Annotated in this window: 14 protein-coding genes; 10 read left to right on the forward strand and 4 right to left on the reverse strand. The window is 69.0% G+C overall.

Annotated features, from left to right (window positions below):
- Positions 1 to 73: 73 nt before the first annotated feature.
- From ACFYTS_RS17925 to ACFYTS_RS17935, 3 genes are all read right to left on the reverse strand, one after another.
- Entirely contained in the window at positions 74 to 1,687 is a 1,614-nt protein-coding gene (locus tag ACFYTS_RS17925) for a phytoene desaturase family protein (RefSeq protein WP_387305451.1), read from the reverse strand.
- A gap of 133 nt (positions 1,688 to 1,820) precedes the next feature.
- Complete coding sequence (locus ACFYTS_RS17930; RefSeq protein WP_357277005.1) at positions 1,821 to 2,258, reverse strand: cupin domain-containing protein; 438 nt, start codon at positions 2,256 to 2,258, stop codon at positions 1,821 to 1,823.
- Positions 2,255 to 3,124 (reverse strand): fumarylacetoacetate hydrolase family protein, encoded by an 870-nt coding sequence (locus ACFYTS_RS17935; protein WP_387305454.1) that lies wholly within the window; start codon positions 3,122 to 3,124, stop codon positions 2,255 to 2,257. Before ACFYTS_RS17935 ends, ACFYTS_RS17930 begins: the two co-directional genes overlap by 4 nt.
- A 175-nt stretch (positions 3,125 to 3,299) precedes the next feature.
- Here ACFYTS_RS17935 and ACFYTS_RS17940 point away from each other — a divergent pair, with 175 nt between their 5' ends.
- From ACFYTS_RS17940 to ACFYTS_RS17955, 4 genes are read left to right on the forward strand one after another with little or no spacing between them, the layout of a single operon-like run.
- On the forward strand, positions 3,300 to 3,704 hold the full coding sequence (locus tag ACFYTS_RS17940; protein ID WP_357277001.1) for a RidA family protein: 405 nt from the start codon (positions 3,300 to 3,302) through the stop codon (positions 3,702 to 3,704).
- A gap of 34 nt (positions 3,705 to 3,738) precedes the next feature.
- On the forward strand, positions 3,739 to 5,349 hold the full coding sequence (locus ACFYTS_RS17945; RefSeq protein WP_387305457.1) for an AMP-binding protein: 1,611 nt from the start codon (positions 3,739 to 3,741) through the stop codon (positions 5,347 to 5,349).
- A complete protein-coding gene (locus ACFYTS_RS17950) occupies positions 5,346 to 5,801 on the forward strand; it encodes a thioesterase family protein (RefSeq protein ID WP_357276997.1) in 456 nt (151 codons plus the stop codon). Before ACFYTS_RS17945 ends, ACFYTS_RS17950 begins: the two co-directional genes overlap by 4 nt.
- A gap of 7 nt (positions 5,802 to 5,808) precedes the next feature.
- Positions 5,809 to 8,196, forward strand: coding sequence for a bifunctional salicylyl-CoA 5-hydroxylase/oxidoreductase (locus ACFYTS_RS17955; protein WP_387305460.1), 2,388 nt, complete (start codon positions 5,809 to 5,811; stop codon positions 8,194 to 8,196).
- 103 nt (positions 8,197 to 8,299) lie between these two features.
- On the opposite strand, the gene ACFYTS_RS17960 is transcribed toward ACFYTS_RS17955, so the two are convergent.
- Positions 8,300 to 9,298 carry an AraC family transcriptional regulator gene (locus ACFYTS_RS17960; RefSeq protein WP_387305463.1) on the reverse strand — a complete coding sequence of 333 codons (999 nt, stop codon included), beginning with the start codon at positions 9,296 to 9,298 and terminating at the stop codon, positions 8,300 to 8,302.
- Positions 9,299 to 9,509: 211 nt separating this feature from the next.
- Between ACFYTS_RS17960 and ACFYTS_RS17965 the strand changes: the two genes are divergently transcribed.
- The 6 genes from ACFYTS_RS17965 to ACFYTS_RS17990 all read left to right on the forward strand — a co-directional run bounded on the left by ACFYTS_RS17965 (position 9,510) and on the right by ACFYTS_RS17990 (position 16,474).
- Positions 9,510 to 10,316: an SDR family oxidoreductase gene (locus tag ACFYTS_RS17965; RefSeq protein ID WP_387305466.1), complete on the forward strand. Its 807-nt coding sequence runs from the start codon at positions 9,510 to 9,512 to the stop codon at positions 10,314 to 10,316.
- A gap of 27 nt (positions 10,317 to 10,343) precedes the next feature.
- Positions 10,344 to 11,573 carry a styrene monooxygenase/indole monooxygenase family protein gene (locus tag ACFYTS_RS17970; protein WP_357276989.1) on the forward strand — a complete coding sequence of 410 codons (1,230 nt, stop codon included), beginning with the start codon at positions 10,344 to 10,346 and terminating at the stop codon, positions 11,571 to 11,573.
- A complete protein-coding gene (locus ACFYTS_RS17975) occupies positions 11,570 to 13,288 on the forward strand; it encodes a flavin reductase (protein ID WP_387305469.1) in 1,719 nt (572 codons plus the stop codon). Before ACFYTS_RS17970 ends, ACFYTS_RS17975 begins: the two co-directional genes overlap by 4 nt.
- A 44-nt stretch (positions 13,289 to 13,332) precedes the next feature.
- Positions 13,333 to 14,577: a dienelactone hydrolase family protein gene (locus tag ACFYTS_RS17980; RefSeq protein ID WP_387305471.1), complete on the forward strand. Its 1,245-nt coding sequence runs from the start codon at positions 13,333 to 13,335 to the stop codon at positions 14,575 to 14,577.
- A gap of 74 nt (positions 14,578 to 14,651) precedes the next feature.
- Positions 14,652 to 15,557, forward strand: coding sequence for an acyl-CoA thioesterase domain-containing protein (locus ACFYTS_RS17985; RefSeq protein WP_357276983.1), 906 nt, complete (start codon positions 14,652 to 14,654; stop codon positions 15,555 to 15,557).
- A 23-nt stretch (positions 15,558 to 15,580) separates the two neighbouring features.
- A complete protein-coding gene (locus tag ACFYTS_RS17990) occupies positions 15,581 to 16,474 on the forward strand; it encodes a PaaX family transcriptional regulator C-terminal domain-containing protein (RefSeq protein WP_387305473.1) in 894 nt (297 codons plus the stop codon).
- Positions 16,475 to 16,495 lie beyond the last annotated feature (21 nt).

The raw sequence follows: 16,495 nt of genomic DNA on the forward strand, positions 1-16,495 counted from the left end.
GACTGATGGGATGAGTGTGATTCGGCCGACAGTGCGCGGCTATCCGCAGGACGCGGCGGTTGTCCAGCGCGCGCTATCGCCGGCCACGAGCGCCGAACAGCCCCCGCGGCCGGGTGAGCGCGTGCGCGACCAGATGTCCTGAGCCGCCGCCCAATCCGGGCCCCGGATGCGTGGAGGCGCCGATCTGCCACAGGCCTCGCACGGGGGTGGCGTGGCGTCCAGCCGAGGGCAGCGGACGCCACAGATAGCTCTGGTCCACCTCGCACGAGCCCCCGTACGGATCTCCGCCGACAGCATTCGGATTGTGGGCGGCCAGATCGGCGGGCGTGATCACGTCGACCGCGAGCACCTTCCGGCGTAGGTCGGGGGCGTGGGCGGCGATCCGCGCGAGCACCCGATCGGCGAATCCGCGGGCGAGCGACGGGGTCCACCCGTCGGTGGTGTCGAGTTCCCCGGCAGCGTCTCCGCGCGGGGCGAACGGGAGTTCTTGTAGTTGTAGCCACAACGCCGCCGCGCTCTCGGGCACCCGGGTCGGATCGAGCACGTACTGCTGGCCGACCACGACGGTCGGACGGCGGGGGAGCAGCCCGGCTTCGGCTTCGGCGCAGGCGATTCCGGTGCTGCCGGAACCGTCGGACAGATGGATCAGCGGAGTGTCCGACAAACGGGCGTCGTGCCAGTCCAGCGGCGCCGACAGTGCCACGTGGATCTGCATCTCCGCGCGGCCGTAACGGAACACCGCGGCCTCGGCGCAGAGGGGAGCGGGCACCGCGCCGGGCGGTAAGAGGTTGCCGTACAACGCGGTCGGGGTCACCGAGGCGAGCACGGCGCGACGCGCACGCAGTGTGCGACCACGGCTCACCACGCCGGTCGCGCGGCCATGCTCCACGAGAATGCGCTCGACCGGCGTCGACGTGCTCACCTGCACGCCGAGTGATCCGAGCAGCGATTCGAAGGCGGTGAGCAGCCCGCCCGAGCCGCCTGCCACGACAGGCAGTCCAGCGCCGTGCAGAGTGGCCGCGAACAACGGGATCATCACCCCGCCGGAGGCGTGGTCCGGGGACAATCCGGCGTGCAGGAGCCACGGCGTGAACAAGTGATCGACCTCGGGGCCGTGGAATTCACGGCGCAGGTAGCCGCGACCGCTGCTGGCGGCCGTGCGCAACCAGGCCTCGGCACCGCGACGCCCGTTGCCGCGTAGCAGTCCGGCCAGCGGGCCGAGTGCGGCGGGCGAGCGCAGATCGGCGTTCATCAGTCCGCCGATCGGAGCCGCGCTGGCGGCGAGCTGGTTCAGCATCGCCAGATAGGCGTCGCCGTCTCCGTCATGTGTGAACAGCGCGGCGGTGCGTTCCGGATCGCGGTGTGCGATCGAGACCTGGCCGTCGTCGGCGACGCTGGCGGTCACCCACTCGTCGCTGTTGCGGTACTCGAGTCCGTGCTTGTGCAGGTCCGCGCCGAGTTCGGCGTAGGCGGGCCCGGACACGAACATCGGATGCCACGACGAGTAGGTGTCGTGCCGATAGCCGGGCAGTGTGCGTTCCTCGGTGGCGATGAAACCGCCGATCTCGCTGTTGCCTTCGAGGAGCAGCACCGACCAGCCGGCGCGAGCCAATTCGGCCGCGGCCACCAGGCCGTTGATCCCGGAGCCGATGACTATCGCGTCGGCATCGGTTGTGATGGCGGTCATAGCTCGCACGGTAGGAGCGGTGCGCCCGCGGGGCTATACGGTCCGCGCGGACGCTATCCGGATTCCGTGCTTCGCGCGGGATCGGCTGTGGCGCTGTGCGGCCCGGGCCGGTACCGCGGCGCGGGCCCGCACGTCACGCCCGGCGGTAGCCCGCCAGGATGGAATCGTCGACGTCGGGCAGGTTGACGACGATATTGTCCGGGGTGCGGCAGGTCAGCCAGACCAGCTGCTCGGTGGTGCTCATATTGACCTCGACGTGCGGCATGAACGGCGGCACGAACACGAAGTCGCCCGCGTACATCTCGACGTATTCCTGGTAGTTCTCGCCGTAGTAGATGCGGGCGGTGCCGCTGAGCACGTAACCGCCCGTCTCGGCCTCGCCGTGGTGGTGCGGCAGCGAGCGATAGCCGGGCTCGTTGGTCACCTTGCCGTACCAGATCTTGGTAGCCGGGGTGTGTTGCGGACTGACGCCCGAGACCCGGACCGCGCCACCGGATTGCGCCGTTCCGGTGAACTCTTCGCCGGCCCGGGTGAGGATCGGGGCGGTCCCGGTGGTGATTTCGCTGGTCATCGTGATTCCTTTCCGTCCCGCGTCGCGGGCACGATTTCGGTGGGGGAAAAGGTGATTCGGTTGCGGAGCAGGCCGATTCCCTCGATCTCGGTCTCGACGACATCGCCGGGCCGCAGATAGCGCGGCGGATCCGCCGCGATGCCGACGCCGCCGGGGGTGCCGGTCAGCACCACGTCGCCCGGGCGCAGCACGGTGAAGGCCGAGATGTAGGACAGCAGCGTCGCCGGGTCGAAGACCAGATCGTCGGTGCGCCCGGTCTGCTCCTCGACGCCGTTGACCCGGCAGGTGATGCGCAGGCCGTCACGGGGATCGGCTTCGTCGGGCGTCACCAGCTCCGGCCCCAGGGGCGTGGTGGCGTCGAAGGCCTTGCCCTGCAACCACTGTGGCGTCCGCCGTTGCCAGGAGCGGACCGAGAAGTCGTTCGCGACGGTGTATCCCGCGACGGCCGCGAGCGCGGTCTCGGGGTCGGCGTGACGCAGCGTGGCTCCGACGACGATCGCCAGCTCGGCCTCCCAGTCGACGAGCATCTCCTCGGCCGTGCCGGGCACCGCGATATCGGCGTCCCAGGCAGTGAGGGTGTCGGCGAATTTCGCGAAGAGCGTGGGGAATTCGGGTTCCCGGTGGCCGAGCTCGGCGATGTGGGCGCGGTAGTTGTGGCCGCAGCAGACGATCTTCGACGGCGCGAGCACGACGGGAGCCGCGCGGCCCGGCGCTGCGGGCCGGGTGGACAGGGGCGGTCGGCTCGGGGGAACCGGCTCGCGGAGCAGGGCGCCGACGTCGGCGGCAGAGGTCGCGTACCACTGCCCGTCCAGTCGGATATCGGCGCGGCTGCCGCCGTCGTCGCTGAGAACTGTGCGCAAACGCATCGCTGGAGACTCCAGGGATTCGGCCGGGATTGTCCGCGGCTGGTGCGAACGCTCGCCGGCGTTGGGCTATGTAGCGTTCTATTGACGGTGGTAACCGTAACACCATATTGTGGTGCGAGCCACCCCCAATCGAATCGGCTCGCCGCCCGGTGGGTCTCAGCGAGAAAGAGGCGAAATGTTCGTCGACCACATCAATCCGCCCGAACTGGTGAAACCGTCCGGCTTCTCCCACGCCACCCGCTGCGGCGACATCGTTCACCTGGCCGGGCAGACCGCCCTGACGCTGGACGGCACGATCGTCGAGGGCGGCATCCTCGCCCAGTTCCGGCAGGCGCTGACCAACGTGCTCACCGCGCTCGAGGCCGCCGGCGGCACGCCGCAGGATCTGCTCTCGGTGACCATCTACCTGCTCGACATCCCCGGCTATCAGGCCGTCGGCAGGGAGATCGGCCGCATCTGGCGGGAGCTGGTGGGGGAGGCGTACCCGGCCATGGCCGGTGTCGGCGTCACCGCGCTCTGGCAGCCCGAGGCGCTGGTGGAGATCCAAGCGGTGGCCGCCCTGGGTTCCGACCGGTCCTGAGCTCGGCTCAGCAGTTCGAAAGGGGCCGAGTCCGATGCTCACACCCTCCGCACACGACGACACCTTCTGCCGGGACCGCCTCCCGCCCGCCGCCGAGTGGCCCGACCTGATCCTCGATCCGAGCGGCCCGCGGGACTCGGACCGGCTCAATTGCGCGACCGCCCTGCTCGACGCGGCGGTCACCACCCACGGCCGAGAGCGGGCGTGCCTGCACGCCGACACCGAAACCTGGACCTACGGAGACCTTCTCGACCGCGCGAATCAGATCGCGCACCTGCTGGCCGACGACTACGGCCTGGTCCCCGGCAACCGCGTCCTGCTGCGCGCACCCAATACCGCATGGCTGGTCGCCTGCTGGTTCGGTGTGGTCAAGGCTGGTGGCGTGGTGGTGACCACCATGCCGCTGCTGCGCGCACCCGAACTGGCCAAACTGATCGAGCTGACCCGTCCCGCGCTGGCGCTGTGCGACCACCGGCTGCTGGGCGAACTGGCCGCGGCGGATCCCGGACTGCCGATCTGCGCGTTCGGTGGTCCGGGCGCGGACGACCTGATCCGCAGGGCCGCAACGAAACCCGTGGGCTACGCCGACGTACAGACCGCCGCTGACGACGTCGTCCTGCTCGCCCCAACCTCGGGCACGACAGGAATCCCCAAGGCGACCATGCACTTCCACCGCGACGTGCTGGCCATCGCCGACACCTTCTCCGCGCGGGTCGTGCGCCCGCACCGTGACGACGTCTTCGCCGGAACGCCGCCGGTGGCCTTCACCTTCGGCCTCGGTGGGCTGGTGATCTTCCCGATCGCGGTGGGCGCGTCGGTGGCTCTGTTGGAAAAGCCCGAGCCCGACGCGCTGGTGGCGGCGATCGAGAAGTACTCGGTCACGGTGCTCTTCACCGCACCGACCGCCTACAAGGCGCTGCTCAAACGCGACGACACCGACCGCCTTCGATCGCTACGGCGCTGTGTGTCGGCGGGTGAGCATCTGCCCCTGGACGTCTTCGAGCGGTTCCGGGACCGGACCGGGCTCGCGATCATCAACGGCATCGGCGGCACCGAGATGCTGCACGTGTTCATCGCCGCCGCCGACGAGATCCGGCCCGGTTCCACCGGGCGCGTCGTCCCCGGATTCCACGCCGAGATCCAGGACGATGATGGTCATCCGGTGCCCGACGGCACCCCCGGCCGGCTCGCCGTGCGCGGCCCGACCGGCTGCCGCTATCTGGCCGACAGCCGCCAGCGGGAGTTCGTCCGCAATGGCTGGAACCTGACCGGCGACACCTACACCCGCGATGCCGACGGCTACTTCTGGTACCACGCGCGCAACGACGACATGATCGTCTCCGCCGGCTACAACATCGGAGCCCCCGAGGTCGAGGCGGTCCTCGATCAGCACCCCGACGTCGTGGAGAGTGCGGTGATCGGGATACCGGACGAGGACCGCGGCATGATCGTGCACGCGGTGGTGGTGCTGCGCCCCGGAGTCCCCGGAGACGACGCGAAGATTCGCGAACTGCAGCTCTTCGCGAAGAACACCGCGGCGCCCTACAAATACCCCCGCAGTGTCGAATTCGCCGACGAGCTGCCCCGCAATCCCAGCGGCAAGCTGCTGCGCTATCGCCTGCGGGAACGGTGGGCCGTGCGATGACCGGCATCGTCGTGCACCGCGTCGTCGACTGGCAGGACACCGACGCGGCGGGCCACTACCACCACGGCACGGTGGTGCGGTGGGTAGAGGCGGCCGAGGCGGCGCTGCTCGAATCCTTGGGGCTGCGTGGGCTGTTCGGCGGCATTCCGCGGGTCCGGTACGAGGTGGACTACCTGGAGCGTCTGTGGTTCGGTGACACCGCGGCCATCGATTTGACCGTCGCCGCCGTCGGCCGTTCCTCGGTCCGCTACGACTTCGTCATCCGCCGGATTCCGGCCGAGACCCGTACGCACACGGCGGAACCGCCCGCCATCGCCGCCCGCGGCTCGCTCACCGCCGTGCACGCACCCGACGCCACCGGCGGCTCCCGGCCGTGGCCCGCTTCCCTCGCCGCCGCGTTGCGCGCCGGCGTGCCAATCGATTCCGAACCGACTTCGACCCAGTTAATGTGAGGCTTCCATGCGTATCGCAGTGATCGGCGGTGGGCCCGCAGGGCTGTACTTCTCCGCCCTGATGAAACAACTCGACCCGACCCACGACATCACCATCTGGGAGCGCAATGCTCCCGACGACACCTTCGGCTTCGGTGTGGTCTTCTCCGACGAGACGCTCGGTGGCATCGAACACGCCGACGAGTACATCTACCGCGCGATGAGCGAAGGCTTCGCCCGCTGGAGCGATATCGACATCAACTATCGGGGCGAGGTCCGCACCTCCGGCGGCCAGGGCTTCGCGGCCATGAGCCGCAAGGAACTGCTCGGCATCCTGCAGCGGCGCTGCGCCGACCTCGGCGTCACCATCCACTTCCGTTCGGTCGCACCCGATGTCGAAGAACTCGCGGCGACTCACGATCTGGTACTGGCGGCCGACGGCTTGAACTCGGCGGTGCGCACGCGTTTCGCGGACGTCTTCGGACCCGACCTGGACCGCCGCCACAACAAGTACATGTGGCTGGGCACCGACCGGGTGTTCGAGGCGTTCGAGTTCTTCATCGCGCACACGCCCCACGGCGTGATGCAGGTGCACGGCTATCCGTTCAGTGCCGAGCAGAGCACCTTCATCGTCGAGATGCACGAGTCGGTCTGGCGCGATGCCGGTTTCGACGCCTTCGCCGACCGTGAATTCCAGCCCGGCGAGAACGACGAGAAGTCCATCGCGCTGTTGTCGGAGATCTTCGCGGACGAGCTCGACGGTCACGGGCTGCAGGCCAACAATTCCCGGTGGATCGACTTCACCACCGTCCGTAACCGGACCTGGCGGCACGGCAATATCGTCCTGATCGGCGACGCCGCCCACACCGCGCATTTCTCCATCGGCTCGGGCACCAAACTCGCCATGGAGGACGCGCTCGCACTGGCCGCCTGCCTGCACGAGAACGACTCCGTCGCCACCGGACTCGCCGCCTACGAGATCGAGCGCAAGCCCGTCGTGGAGTCCATCCAGCGAGCGGCGCAGGCCAGCCTGGAATGGTTCGAATCTATAGGGCAGTACGCTGAGCAGGCGCCCGACCAGTTCGCGTTCAACCTGCTCACCCGCAGTCGCCGCATCACCTACGACAACCTGCGGCTGCGCGACAACGGATTCGTCGACCGGATCGACGGGTGGTACTTGTCGAGCCAGGACGAATCGGCGCGGGACGGGGCCGGTGAGGCCCGCCCGCCCATGTTCTACCCGCTGCGGCTGCGCGGCATCGAGCTGCCCAACCGAATCCTGGTCTCGCCGATGGACATGTACTCCGCCGTGGACGGGGTGCCGAACGATTTCCACCTGGTCCACCTGGGCGGCAAGGCGCTCGGCGGCGCCGGCCTGGTGATGACCGAGATGGTCTGCGTCTCCCCACAAGGGCGCATCACGCCCGGATGCGCGGGCCTGTACACACCGGAACAGGAGCTGGCCTGGGCGCGCGTCACGGACTTCGTGCACACCAGGTCCAACGCGAAGATCGGTGTGCAGCTGGGCCATTCGGGTCGCAAGGGGTCCACGAAGGTGATGTGGGAGGGCATCGACGATCCGCTGGCGACCGGCGGTTGGGACGTCGTCGGCCCTTCCGCGCTGCCGTACGGTCCGGACAGTCGCGCGCCACGTGAGATCACGCTCGCGGAGATGGACGAGATCACCGCGCAGTTCGCCGAATCCGCGCGCGCGGCCGCCCGCGCCGGGTTCGACCTGCTCGAATTGCACTGCGCCCATGGGTATCTGCTGTCGTCGTTCCTGTCACCGCTGGCGAATCGCCGCACGGACGAATTCGGTGGGTCCCTCGCCAACCGGCTGCGGTTCCCGCTGCGTGTCCTCGACGTGGTCCGGAAGGAGTGGCCCGCGGATCTGCCGCTGTCGGTGCGTATTTCGGCCACCGACTGGGCCGAGGGCGGCACCACCGTCGACGACGCGGTCGAGATCGCGCGCGCCTTCGCCGAACACGGCGCGGACGTGCTGCACGTATCGTCGGGCCAGGTGGTCAAGCACGAGAAGCCCGCGTTCGGGCGCAGCTACCAGACACCGTTCGCCGACCGGATCCGGCAGGAGATCGGGGTGCCCTACGGGGTCGCCGTGGTGGCCGTCGGGGCCATCTCGTCCTACGACGACGTGAACTCGGTGCTGTTGGCCGGGCGCGCCGACCTGGTCGCCATCGGACGTGCGCACCTGTGGGATCCGCAGTGGACCCTGCACGCCGCGGTGGAGCAGGGCTACCGCGGTGCGGGGGCCGAATGGCCCGCGCCCTTCCGGGCGGGCAACCGGAAGCCGCCCAGTGGCCGCACCGACGGACCGCCGCCGCGTCTGCAGTTGATCCGCGCGGCCGAAGGCTCCGCCGATGGCGGGCGGCGCTGGCAGCCGGTCTCGCAACACTGAGTGGATCGCACGATCCCCCCGTCCGGACATCGGGCGGGGGGATCCTTGTCGTGGTGACGTTCTCGTTCCGTCCGAAGGGAGCGTTCGGCGAGAACGCGTGTGCCTAGGCGCGGGCCGCGCGATCGTGCTCCAGGCGAAGCGTCTGTGAGGGTGATTCGCCGTAGCGGCTGCGATACAGCACCGAGAACCGGCCCGCGTGCAGGAATCCCCATCGGATCGCGATATCGGTGACCGTCGCGGTGGCCGGATCGGCCTGCAACAGATCGGTTCGCACCCGGCGCAGCCGGACATCGCGCAGGTATGCCATCGGGGTGGTGTCGTAGTAGCGGCGGAAGCCGTCCTGCAGCGTCCGGGTGCCCACGCCGACCGCGTCGGCGATGTCGTCGATGGTCAACGGTTCGTGGGCGTGCGCGTCGATCAGCTCCGCGGCCCGGGCGATGGGCCGGGCCACCACGGGCCCTGGGTGGCCCTCGAGCTCATCGCGATAGTTGTTCGGCTGGCCGAGCAGCAACTGGCTGACCAGCAGACCCTCGAATTCGCGGACCGGAATCGAGTCCGGCGCCGCGGACCCGCCGACGGCCTCGGCCAGGAGCTCGAGGATCCCGCGCCAGGTGCGCCCGGCGGGCGTCGTGAGATCCATACGCGGTTGGAATGCCAAGGGCGCGACCGGCTCTCGGCCGAGCTTCTTGCGCAGCGTGTCCTGTACGGCGCCGCGATCCAGGCGCAGTAGCAGCTGCCGGTTCGCGCCCTCCCACGACATGGAGACCCGGGGCCCGGGTTCCAGCACCGAGGCGACCTCGGGGGTGGATGTGAAACTCTCGGCGCCGACGGTGATCGTGGCGCGGCCGACGAGCGGCACCTGGATGAGATAGAAGTCGTCGATGTCGCGCGGGTCGATGCGGACGTCGGCGCCGTACTCCAGGTAGTACACGCCCGAACCGCTCCAGCGCAGGCCGTGAAAGTGGGCGTCGAGGCCGGTGCCGCCGCTCAGTGGCGACAGCCGGTGATCGCAGAACGCCTCGCCGACGGCGGCGCGCACGAGATCGGGGTCGCCGGACGCGGCCAGGCAGTGTGCGGCGAGCGGGCGCTCGTCAACGGTCATCCGGCCTCCAGGTACTTCGCATTCTCATATCGCATTCACAACTATCGTCATGAATTCGCACTATGAGTTTGTTCCATGCTGCCGCCGCGCGTCTCGGAAATCGGTCGAATACGCGGTGGGCGGACAGGTTCCGCGTTTGCGGGATAGCTGCGCGACCGGCTGCTCCCTACCGTGACTCGGGTCACAGCACCGAGTGTAATCGGAGGGCAAGATGCCAAATCCCCCCATCTCGCTGGCGGGGAAGACCGCCATCGTCACAGGTGGCGCGACCCTGTTCGGGGCGAGCGTGGTTGGTGAACTGATCGCGGCCGGGGCGCAGGTCGTCGTCGCGGACATCGACGAGGACGGCGGAACGGCGGTCGCCGATCGCTTCGACCGGGCCGTGTTCGTCCGCACCGACATCACCAGTGACGAGTCCATCGAACAGTGCGTCGCGGGCGCGGTCGAACGCTTCGGCGCACTCGACATCCTGGTCAATCTGGCGTGCTCGTACGGCGACGACGGAGCCGACACCGACCGCGCGACCTGGCTGCGCACGCTCGAGGTCAACCTCGTCGGCGCCGCGCTGTTCGCCGGCGCCGCCCGCCCCGAACTGGCCCGCACGCGCGGCACGATCGTCAACCTGAGTTCGATCTCGGCCAAGGTCGCGCAGACGGGGCGGTGGACCTATCCGGCCAGCAAGGCCGCCATCGCGCAGCTCACCCGCAGCATGGCCATGGACTACGCGGCCGACGGGATCCGGGTCAACGCGGTGAGCCCGGGCTGGACCTGGTCCAAGATCATGGACGAACTTTCCGGCGGCGACCGCGCGCACACCGATTCCGTCGCCGCGCCCTTCCACCTGCTCGCCCGCGTCGGCGATCCGGCCGAGGTGGGCCGCGTCATCGCCTTCCTGGTCTCGGACGCCGCCTCGTTCGTCACCGGCGCGGAGTGGGCGGTGGATGGCGGCTACTCCGCGCTGGGTCCCGAGCGCGCCGAGAGCGCCATCCCGCGCCTCGCGCCCGTCCCGGCGTCCTGACCCGACATCGAAAACCGAAGGAACACAATGCGTACCATTACCATCATCGGGGCTGGGCAATCCGGTCTGCAGCTCGGCATCGGACTGCTGGACGCGGGCTACGACGTCCGGATCGTCTCCAACCGCACAGCGGACGAGATTCTCACGGGCCGCGTCAGCTCCAGCCAGTGCATGTTCGGCGGCGCGCTCGCTCGCGAACGCGCACTCGGACTGGACTTCTGGACCGCGGAGTGCCCGGATGTCGAGGGCATCGGCTTCACCGTGCCCGACGGCAACGGCGGCCAAGCCATCTCCTGGGCCGCCCGCCTGGACCTGCCCGCGCAGTCGGTCGACCAGCGAGTGAAGATGCCGCGCTGGATGCGCGAATTCACCGACCGGGGCGGACGTCTCGACATCCACGACGCCGGCCTCGACGACCTCGAGGACTACGCGCGCGAGTCCGATCTGGTCCTGGTCGCCGCGGGCAAGGGTGACATCGCGAAGATGTTCGAACGCGACTCGGACCGTTCGGCATTCGACCGTCCGCAGCGCGCCCTGGCACTGACCTACGTGACCGGCATGACGCCGCGCGAACCGTATTCGGCGGTGTCGTTCAATCTGATTCCGGGCATCGGCGAGTACTTCGTGTTCCCTGCCCTGACCACCTCCGGCCCCTGCGAGATCATGGTCATGGAGGGCGTGCCCGGCGGCCCGATGGATTGCTTCGGCGGTGTCACCGATCCCGGGCAGCACCTCGAGATCGCGAAGAAGATCGTCGACACCTACCTGCCGTGGGAAGCCGAACGGTGCCGCGATCTTGCCCTCACCGACGATCTGGGCGTGCTCGCGGGCCGGTTTCCGCCCACCGTGCGCCGTCCCGTCGGCGTGCTGCCCTCGGGTGCGCCCGTGCTCGGCATGGCCGACGTGGTCGTGCTGAACGACCCCATCACCGGACAGGGTTCCAACAACGCCGCCAAATGCGCGTCGTCCTACCTGTCGAGCATCCTCGAGCACGGCGACCGGCCCTTCGATCGACAGTTCATGCACGACACCTTCGAAAGGTATTGGGACTACGCCCAATACGTGGTGAACTGGACCAACGGCATGCTGATGCCCCCGCCTGAACACGCGATGGCGCTGCTCGGCGCGGCCGGTGAGCAGACCCGGATCGCCCGCCGCTTCGCCAACGGATTCGACGATCCTCGCGACTTCTTCCACTGGTTCATGGACCCCGAGGGTGCGCGTGCGTATCTCGGCGACCTCACCCCGGTGGCATGAACACCCGCCCACCCCGCCGCGTTGCCATCATCGGCGCGGGCCAGGCCGGAGCGTTGCTGGCGCTGGGACTTCGGCGTCACGGCGTCACGGTGACACTGATCGGGGACCGCACCTCCGAGCAGGTCCGCACCGGACCGGTGCTGTCGAGCCAATGCCTGTTCGGCTCCGCGCTGCGCGTCATGAACCGGATCGTCGACGCCGACGACAGTGACGCGCCCGCCATCGACCGGCTGGCGCTGAGCGTTGACGGAGTCGGCACGGTCGTGTCGGCGCTCCAGAGCCCGGCGCGTTCGATCGACCAGCGGGTGGCGTGCGCCGCCCTGATCGAGGCATTCCGTACCGAAGGCGGTGATTTCCAGGTCGAGGACGTGACCCCGGAACGTCTGGATTCCCTTGCCGCCCAGCACGATCTGACCATCGTGGCGACCGGGGCGGGTGACCTGGGCCGGATGTTCGTGCGCGACCGCGCGCGCTCGCCGCATGATCGGCCACGCCGTGCGCTGGCCGTGGCCTACGTCTGTGGCCTGTTGCCCGACGACAGCGGCGCCGATCTCACCGTGTCGGTGATGCCGGGCGTGGGGGAGGTGATCACGCTGCCCGCGCTGACCACCTCGGGCCCGTGCTCGATCCTGGTCCTCGAGGCTGTCCCCGGTGGTCCCATGGACCGCTTCGACGACGTCCAGAACCCGCAGGATCATCTGACCCGCTGCCTCGAGGTGCTCGGCGACGCGTTCCCGAAGGTCGCGGCCCGGGCGAGCGAGGTCGAGCTCACCGACGACGGCGGCGTGCTGCGCGGCCGCCTGACACCCACGGTGCGCCGACCGGTGGCGTTCACCGCCGCGGGACATCCGGTGCTGGGACTGGCCGACGCGGTCGTGCTCAACGACCCGCTGACCGCGCAGGGTGCCAACAATGCCGTGCACGCCGCAGGCATCTACCTCGACGCGATCCTGCAGCGCGGCACGCGGGCCTTCGACACCGACTGGATGCACGAGGTGTTCGAATCGTTCTGGCGCAGTTGGGGCCGGTGGTCGGTGGCATGGACCAACCGCATGCTCACCGAGACCCCCGAACACGTCCTGGACCTGGTTCGGGCCGGGGCTGACGAGCCGGCGGTGGCAGGGTTGTTCGCTACCGGCTTCGACGACCCCAGCACCCTGCACGACTGGTGGTTCGACCGCACCGACGCCGAGCGCATGCTCGCGGCGGTGCTCGCCGACACCCGCGGGGTCGATCCGCGCGCGCTGCGCAACGCCTTCGGCCAGTACGCGACCGGTGTGACGGTGGTGACCTCGCGTGCTCCCGACGGCCGCAAGCTCGGGGTGACCGCCAACTCGTTCACCTCGGTCTCGCTGGATCCGCCGCTGGTCGCCTGGTGCCCGGCCAAGAAGGCGCCGAGCCTGCCGGATCTGGTCGCGGCCACGCATTTCGCGGTCAATGTGCTCGCCGCGGATCAGCACGAGCTGTCGCGGCAGTTCGCCACCCCCGCACCCGACAAGTTCGCGGGAGTGGCCCACCACGACGGCATCGCGGGAGTCCCGTTGCTGGACAACAGCATCGCGCGCTTCCAGTGCCGGACCGTGCAGCGCGTGGAGGCGGGCGACCACGTCATCTTCATCGGTGAGGTGGAGCATTTCGACACCAGTGCGGGCCAGCCGCTGGTCTTTCATTCCGGCGGTTACCGCGTGGCCGCCGACCATCCCGATTTCGTGTGAACGGGCGCCCGCCGACCGGGCGCCGCTACGAAGGAACCAAACATATGGGCGAGTACATCGACGTCATCAAGAAGTCCGGCGAGCGCTTCGCCGCTTACCTGGCCGTGCCGGAACGGGGCTCGGGTCCCGGACTGGTGCTGCTGCAAGAGATCTTCGGCATCAACGACTACATGCGCGAGATGGCCGACCGTTACGCCGCCGAGGGCTATGTCGTGCTGGTGCCCGACCTGTTCTGGCGGTCGGAACACCGCGTCGAACTCGGATACGACGAGGCGGGTTTCGCCCGCGGGCTGCGATTGCGCGATGAACTCGACCTCGACCGCGCGGTCGAGGACATCGGCGACACCGTGGCGGCGCTGCGGTCGCGGGACGAGCACGCCGGCGGCGTCGGCGCGCTCGGCTACTGCCTCGGTGGACTGCTCGCCTATCTGGCGGCGCTGCGACTGCCCATCGACTGCGCGGTCAGCTATTACGGCGTCGGCGTGCACGAACACCTCGACGCGGCGGGCAAACTGGCGGTCCCGATGACCTTCCATCTCGCCGAACTCGACCCCTACTGCCCGGAACCGGCCCGCGCCGCGATTCGCGCGGCCTTCGCGGACAACGATCGCGTCCGCGTCTACGACTACGCCGGCGTGGACCACGCGTTCGCGACCTTCGGGCGCGACACCTACGAACCGTTGAGCACCGCAATGGCGTACTCCCGCACGCTGGAGGTGATCCGGCAGTCGATCGGTCCACGCTACGACCTGTCGGCGTTGTGGGATGGCCACATCTACTACGAGTTCGAGGCCCGAGACGTTCCCGCGACCATGGCCACCATGGTCGCCGAGCCGTACGTCAATCACATCCCCACCCTCACCGGCGGTGTCGGGCAGCGGGATCTGTCGCGGTTCTACGCCCATCACTTCGTGCACGCGAATCCCGCTGACACCAAGTCGATTCCGATCTCGCGCACCATCGGGGCCGACCGCATCGTGGAGGAGCAGCTGTTCTGCTTCACCCACGACCGGGAGATCGACTGGATGCTGCCGGGCATCGCGCCCACGGGCCGCTACGTGGAGGTGCCGCTGGTCGCCATCGTCACCTTCCGCAACGACAAACTCGACAACGAGCACATCTATTGGGACCAGGCGAGCGTCCTGGTGCAGATCGGACTGCTGGATCCGGCCGGGTTGCCGGTCTCGGGCGTCGCGCAGGCCCGCAAGTTGCTCGACAAGAGCCTGCCGTCCAACGAACTGATGGCCAGATGGAGCACCAGCGCGAACAAGAATATAGAGGTACTGTGACGAACGAAAAGTTGGCGCGATAATTGTTGGAATCCTTCGCCGGTGGCCACCGGCCCGCTCGATGGGAAGAATCGATGCCCACCCGCACCCTGCCCACATCCGCGATCTTCACCGCGGCCGTCACGCTGAACCCGGCCGAGCCGCAGCACTTCGACGTGGCGTTCGACGCCACCACGCAGCCCTGCCCCTGGCCGAAGGCGTACGGCGGCGATGTGGTCGCCCAGGCCGCCGCCGCGGCGATGCGCTCGGTGGGCGACGGCAAGACGCTGCACTCGATGCACAGCTACTTCCTGCGGCCCGCCGACATCGGCGCGGTGGTGCGCTACGAGGTGGAACTGCTGCGCGACGGCCGCGGCTACAGCACCCGCCAGGTCCGCGGCTACCAGAACGGCAAGCCCGTGTACGTGTGCCTGGCGAACTTCGCCGCGGGCGAGCCGGGCGGCGCCTTCGCCGCCGAGCTCACCGCGGACGTCCGCGGCCCCGAAAACCTGCCCAGCTCAGCCGATTATCTGGCCGCGCGCAGTGGCGGGACCATGACCGCCGAGTCCAAGGAGTACTGGTCGGCGGGGCGCAGCTTCGACATGCGGCATGTACCCGGCCCGGTCTATCTGACCGTCGACGGAGAGCGCGCGCCCCATCAGGCGGTGTGGGTGAAACCGTTCGATCCGCTGCGGCCGGTGACCGGGCTCACCGACGCGCAGCGTGATGTCGCGGCGCTCGCCTACGTCTGCGACTACACCATTCTCGAACCCGTGCTGCGGGTGCTGGATCTGCCGTGGGCGCGTCCGGGCCTGACCACGGCCAGTCTCGATCACGCCATGTGGTTCCACCGTCCCGCTCCGGTGGGGGACTGGCTGCTGTACGTCCAGGAGGCGGTCGCCGCCGATGATGGCCGCGGGCTGGGCTACGGCCGGTTCTACGACCGGGAAGGCCGGCACGTCGCCACGGTTCTGCAGGAAGGAATGATTCGCGCGCAGTGAACCGGGGACCGTATGGTGCAGATATGACGACAGAGTCGGAGGCGGCACTCGGGAACGGTCGCGGCCGTGACGCCCGCCTCGCCCAGGTGATCATCACCATCTTCGGTCTGTGCGCCCGCGCCGAAGGCAACTGGCTGTCCACCGCGTCGGTGATCGAGCTGATGGGGGACGTGGGTCTCGACGCCCAGGCGGTGCGCTCCTCGATTTCCCGGCTCAAGCGGCGCGGTGTGCTGGTCAGCGAGCGAAACGCCGGTGCGGCCGGATATTCGCTGTCCGAGTCGACGCTCGAGGTTCTCGCCGAAGGCGATGTGCGAATCTTCCAGCGCGCCAGGGCATCCGAAGAAGACGGCTGGATCCTGGTGGTCTTCTCGGTGCCGGAGTCCGAACGCGAGCAGCGCCACGCGCTGCGTTCGAGCCTGACCCGGCTCGGCTTCGGCACCGCCGCGCCGGGGGTCTGGATCGGACCCGGGACGCTCGCCCGTGAGACGCGCCAGACGCTCGAGCGGCGCGGCCTGTCGGGATACGTGGACATGTTCGCGGGCACTCATCTCGGATTCGGCGACATGCGGTCGAAGGTGCGCGAGTGGTGGGATCTGGCCGAACTCACCCAGTTGTACGCGGACTTCCTGCAGCGGTATCGGCCTGTGCTGTACCAGGTGACCTCCGGCGGCATGACCACGCAGGAGGCGTTCGCACTGTATGTCCCGATGCTCACCGAATGGCGGCGGCTGCCCTACCGCGACCCGGGGCTGCCGCTGTCGGTGCTGCCCCCGGCATGGAACGGGGAGGCGGCAGGCACGCTGTTCGGGGAGCTGGACGACGCCCTCGGGCCCCTCGCCCGCAAGCACGCGTTGTCGGTGATCCACGGGCAGCGCGTGAAGCGGGAGAAGGCGTCGCCCGCGTCGCAACGGGCCTGAACAGGCATTCGTCGAGCGGAT

The sequence above is a fragment of the Nocardia sp. NPDC004151 genome (assembly GCF_042874235.1).
Lineage (GTDB): Bacteria > Actinomycetota > Actinomycetes > Mycobacteriales > Mycobacteriaceae > Nocardia.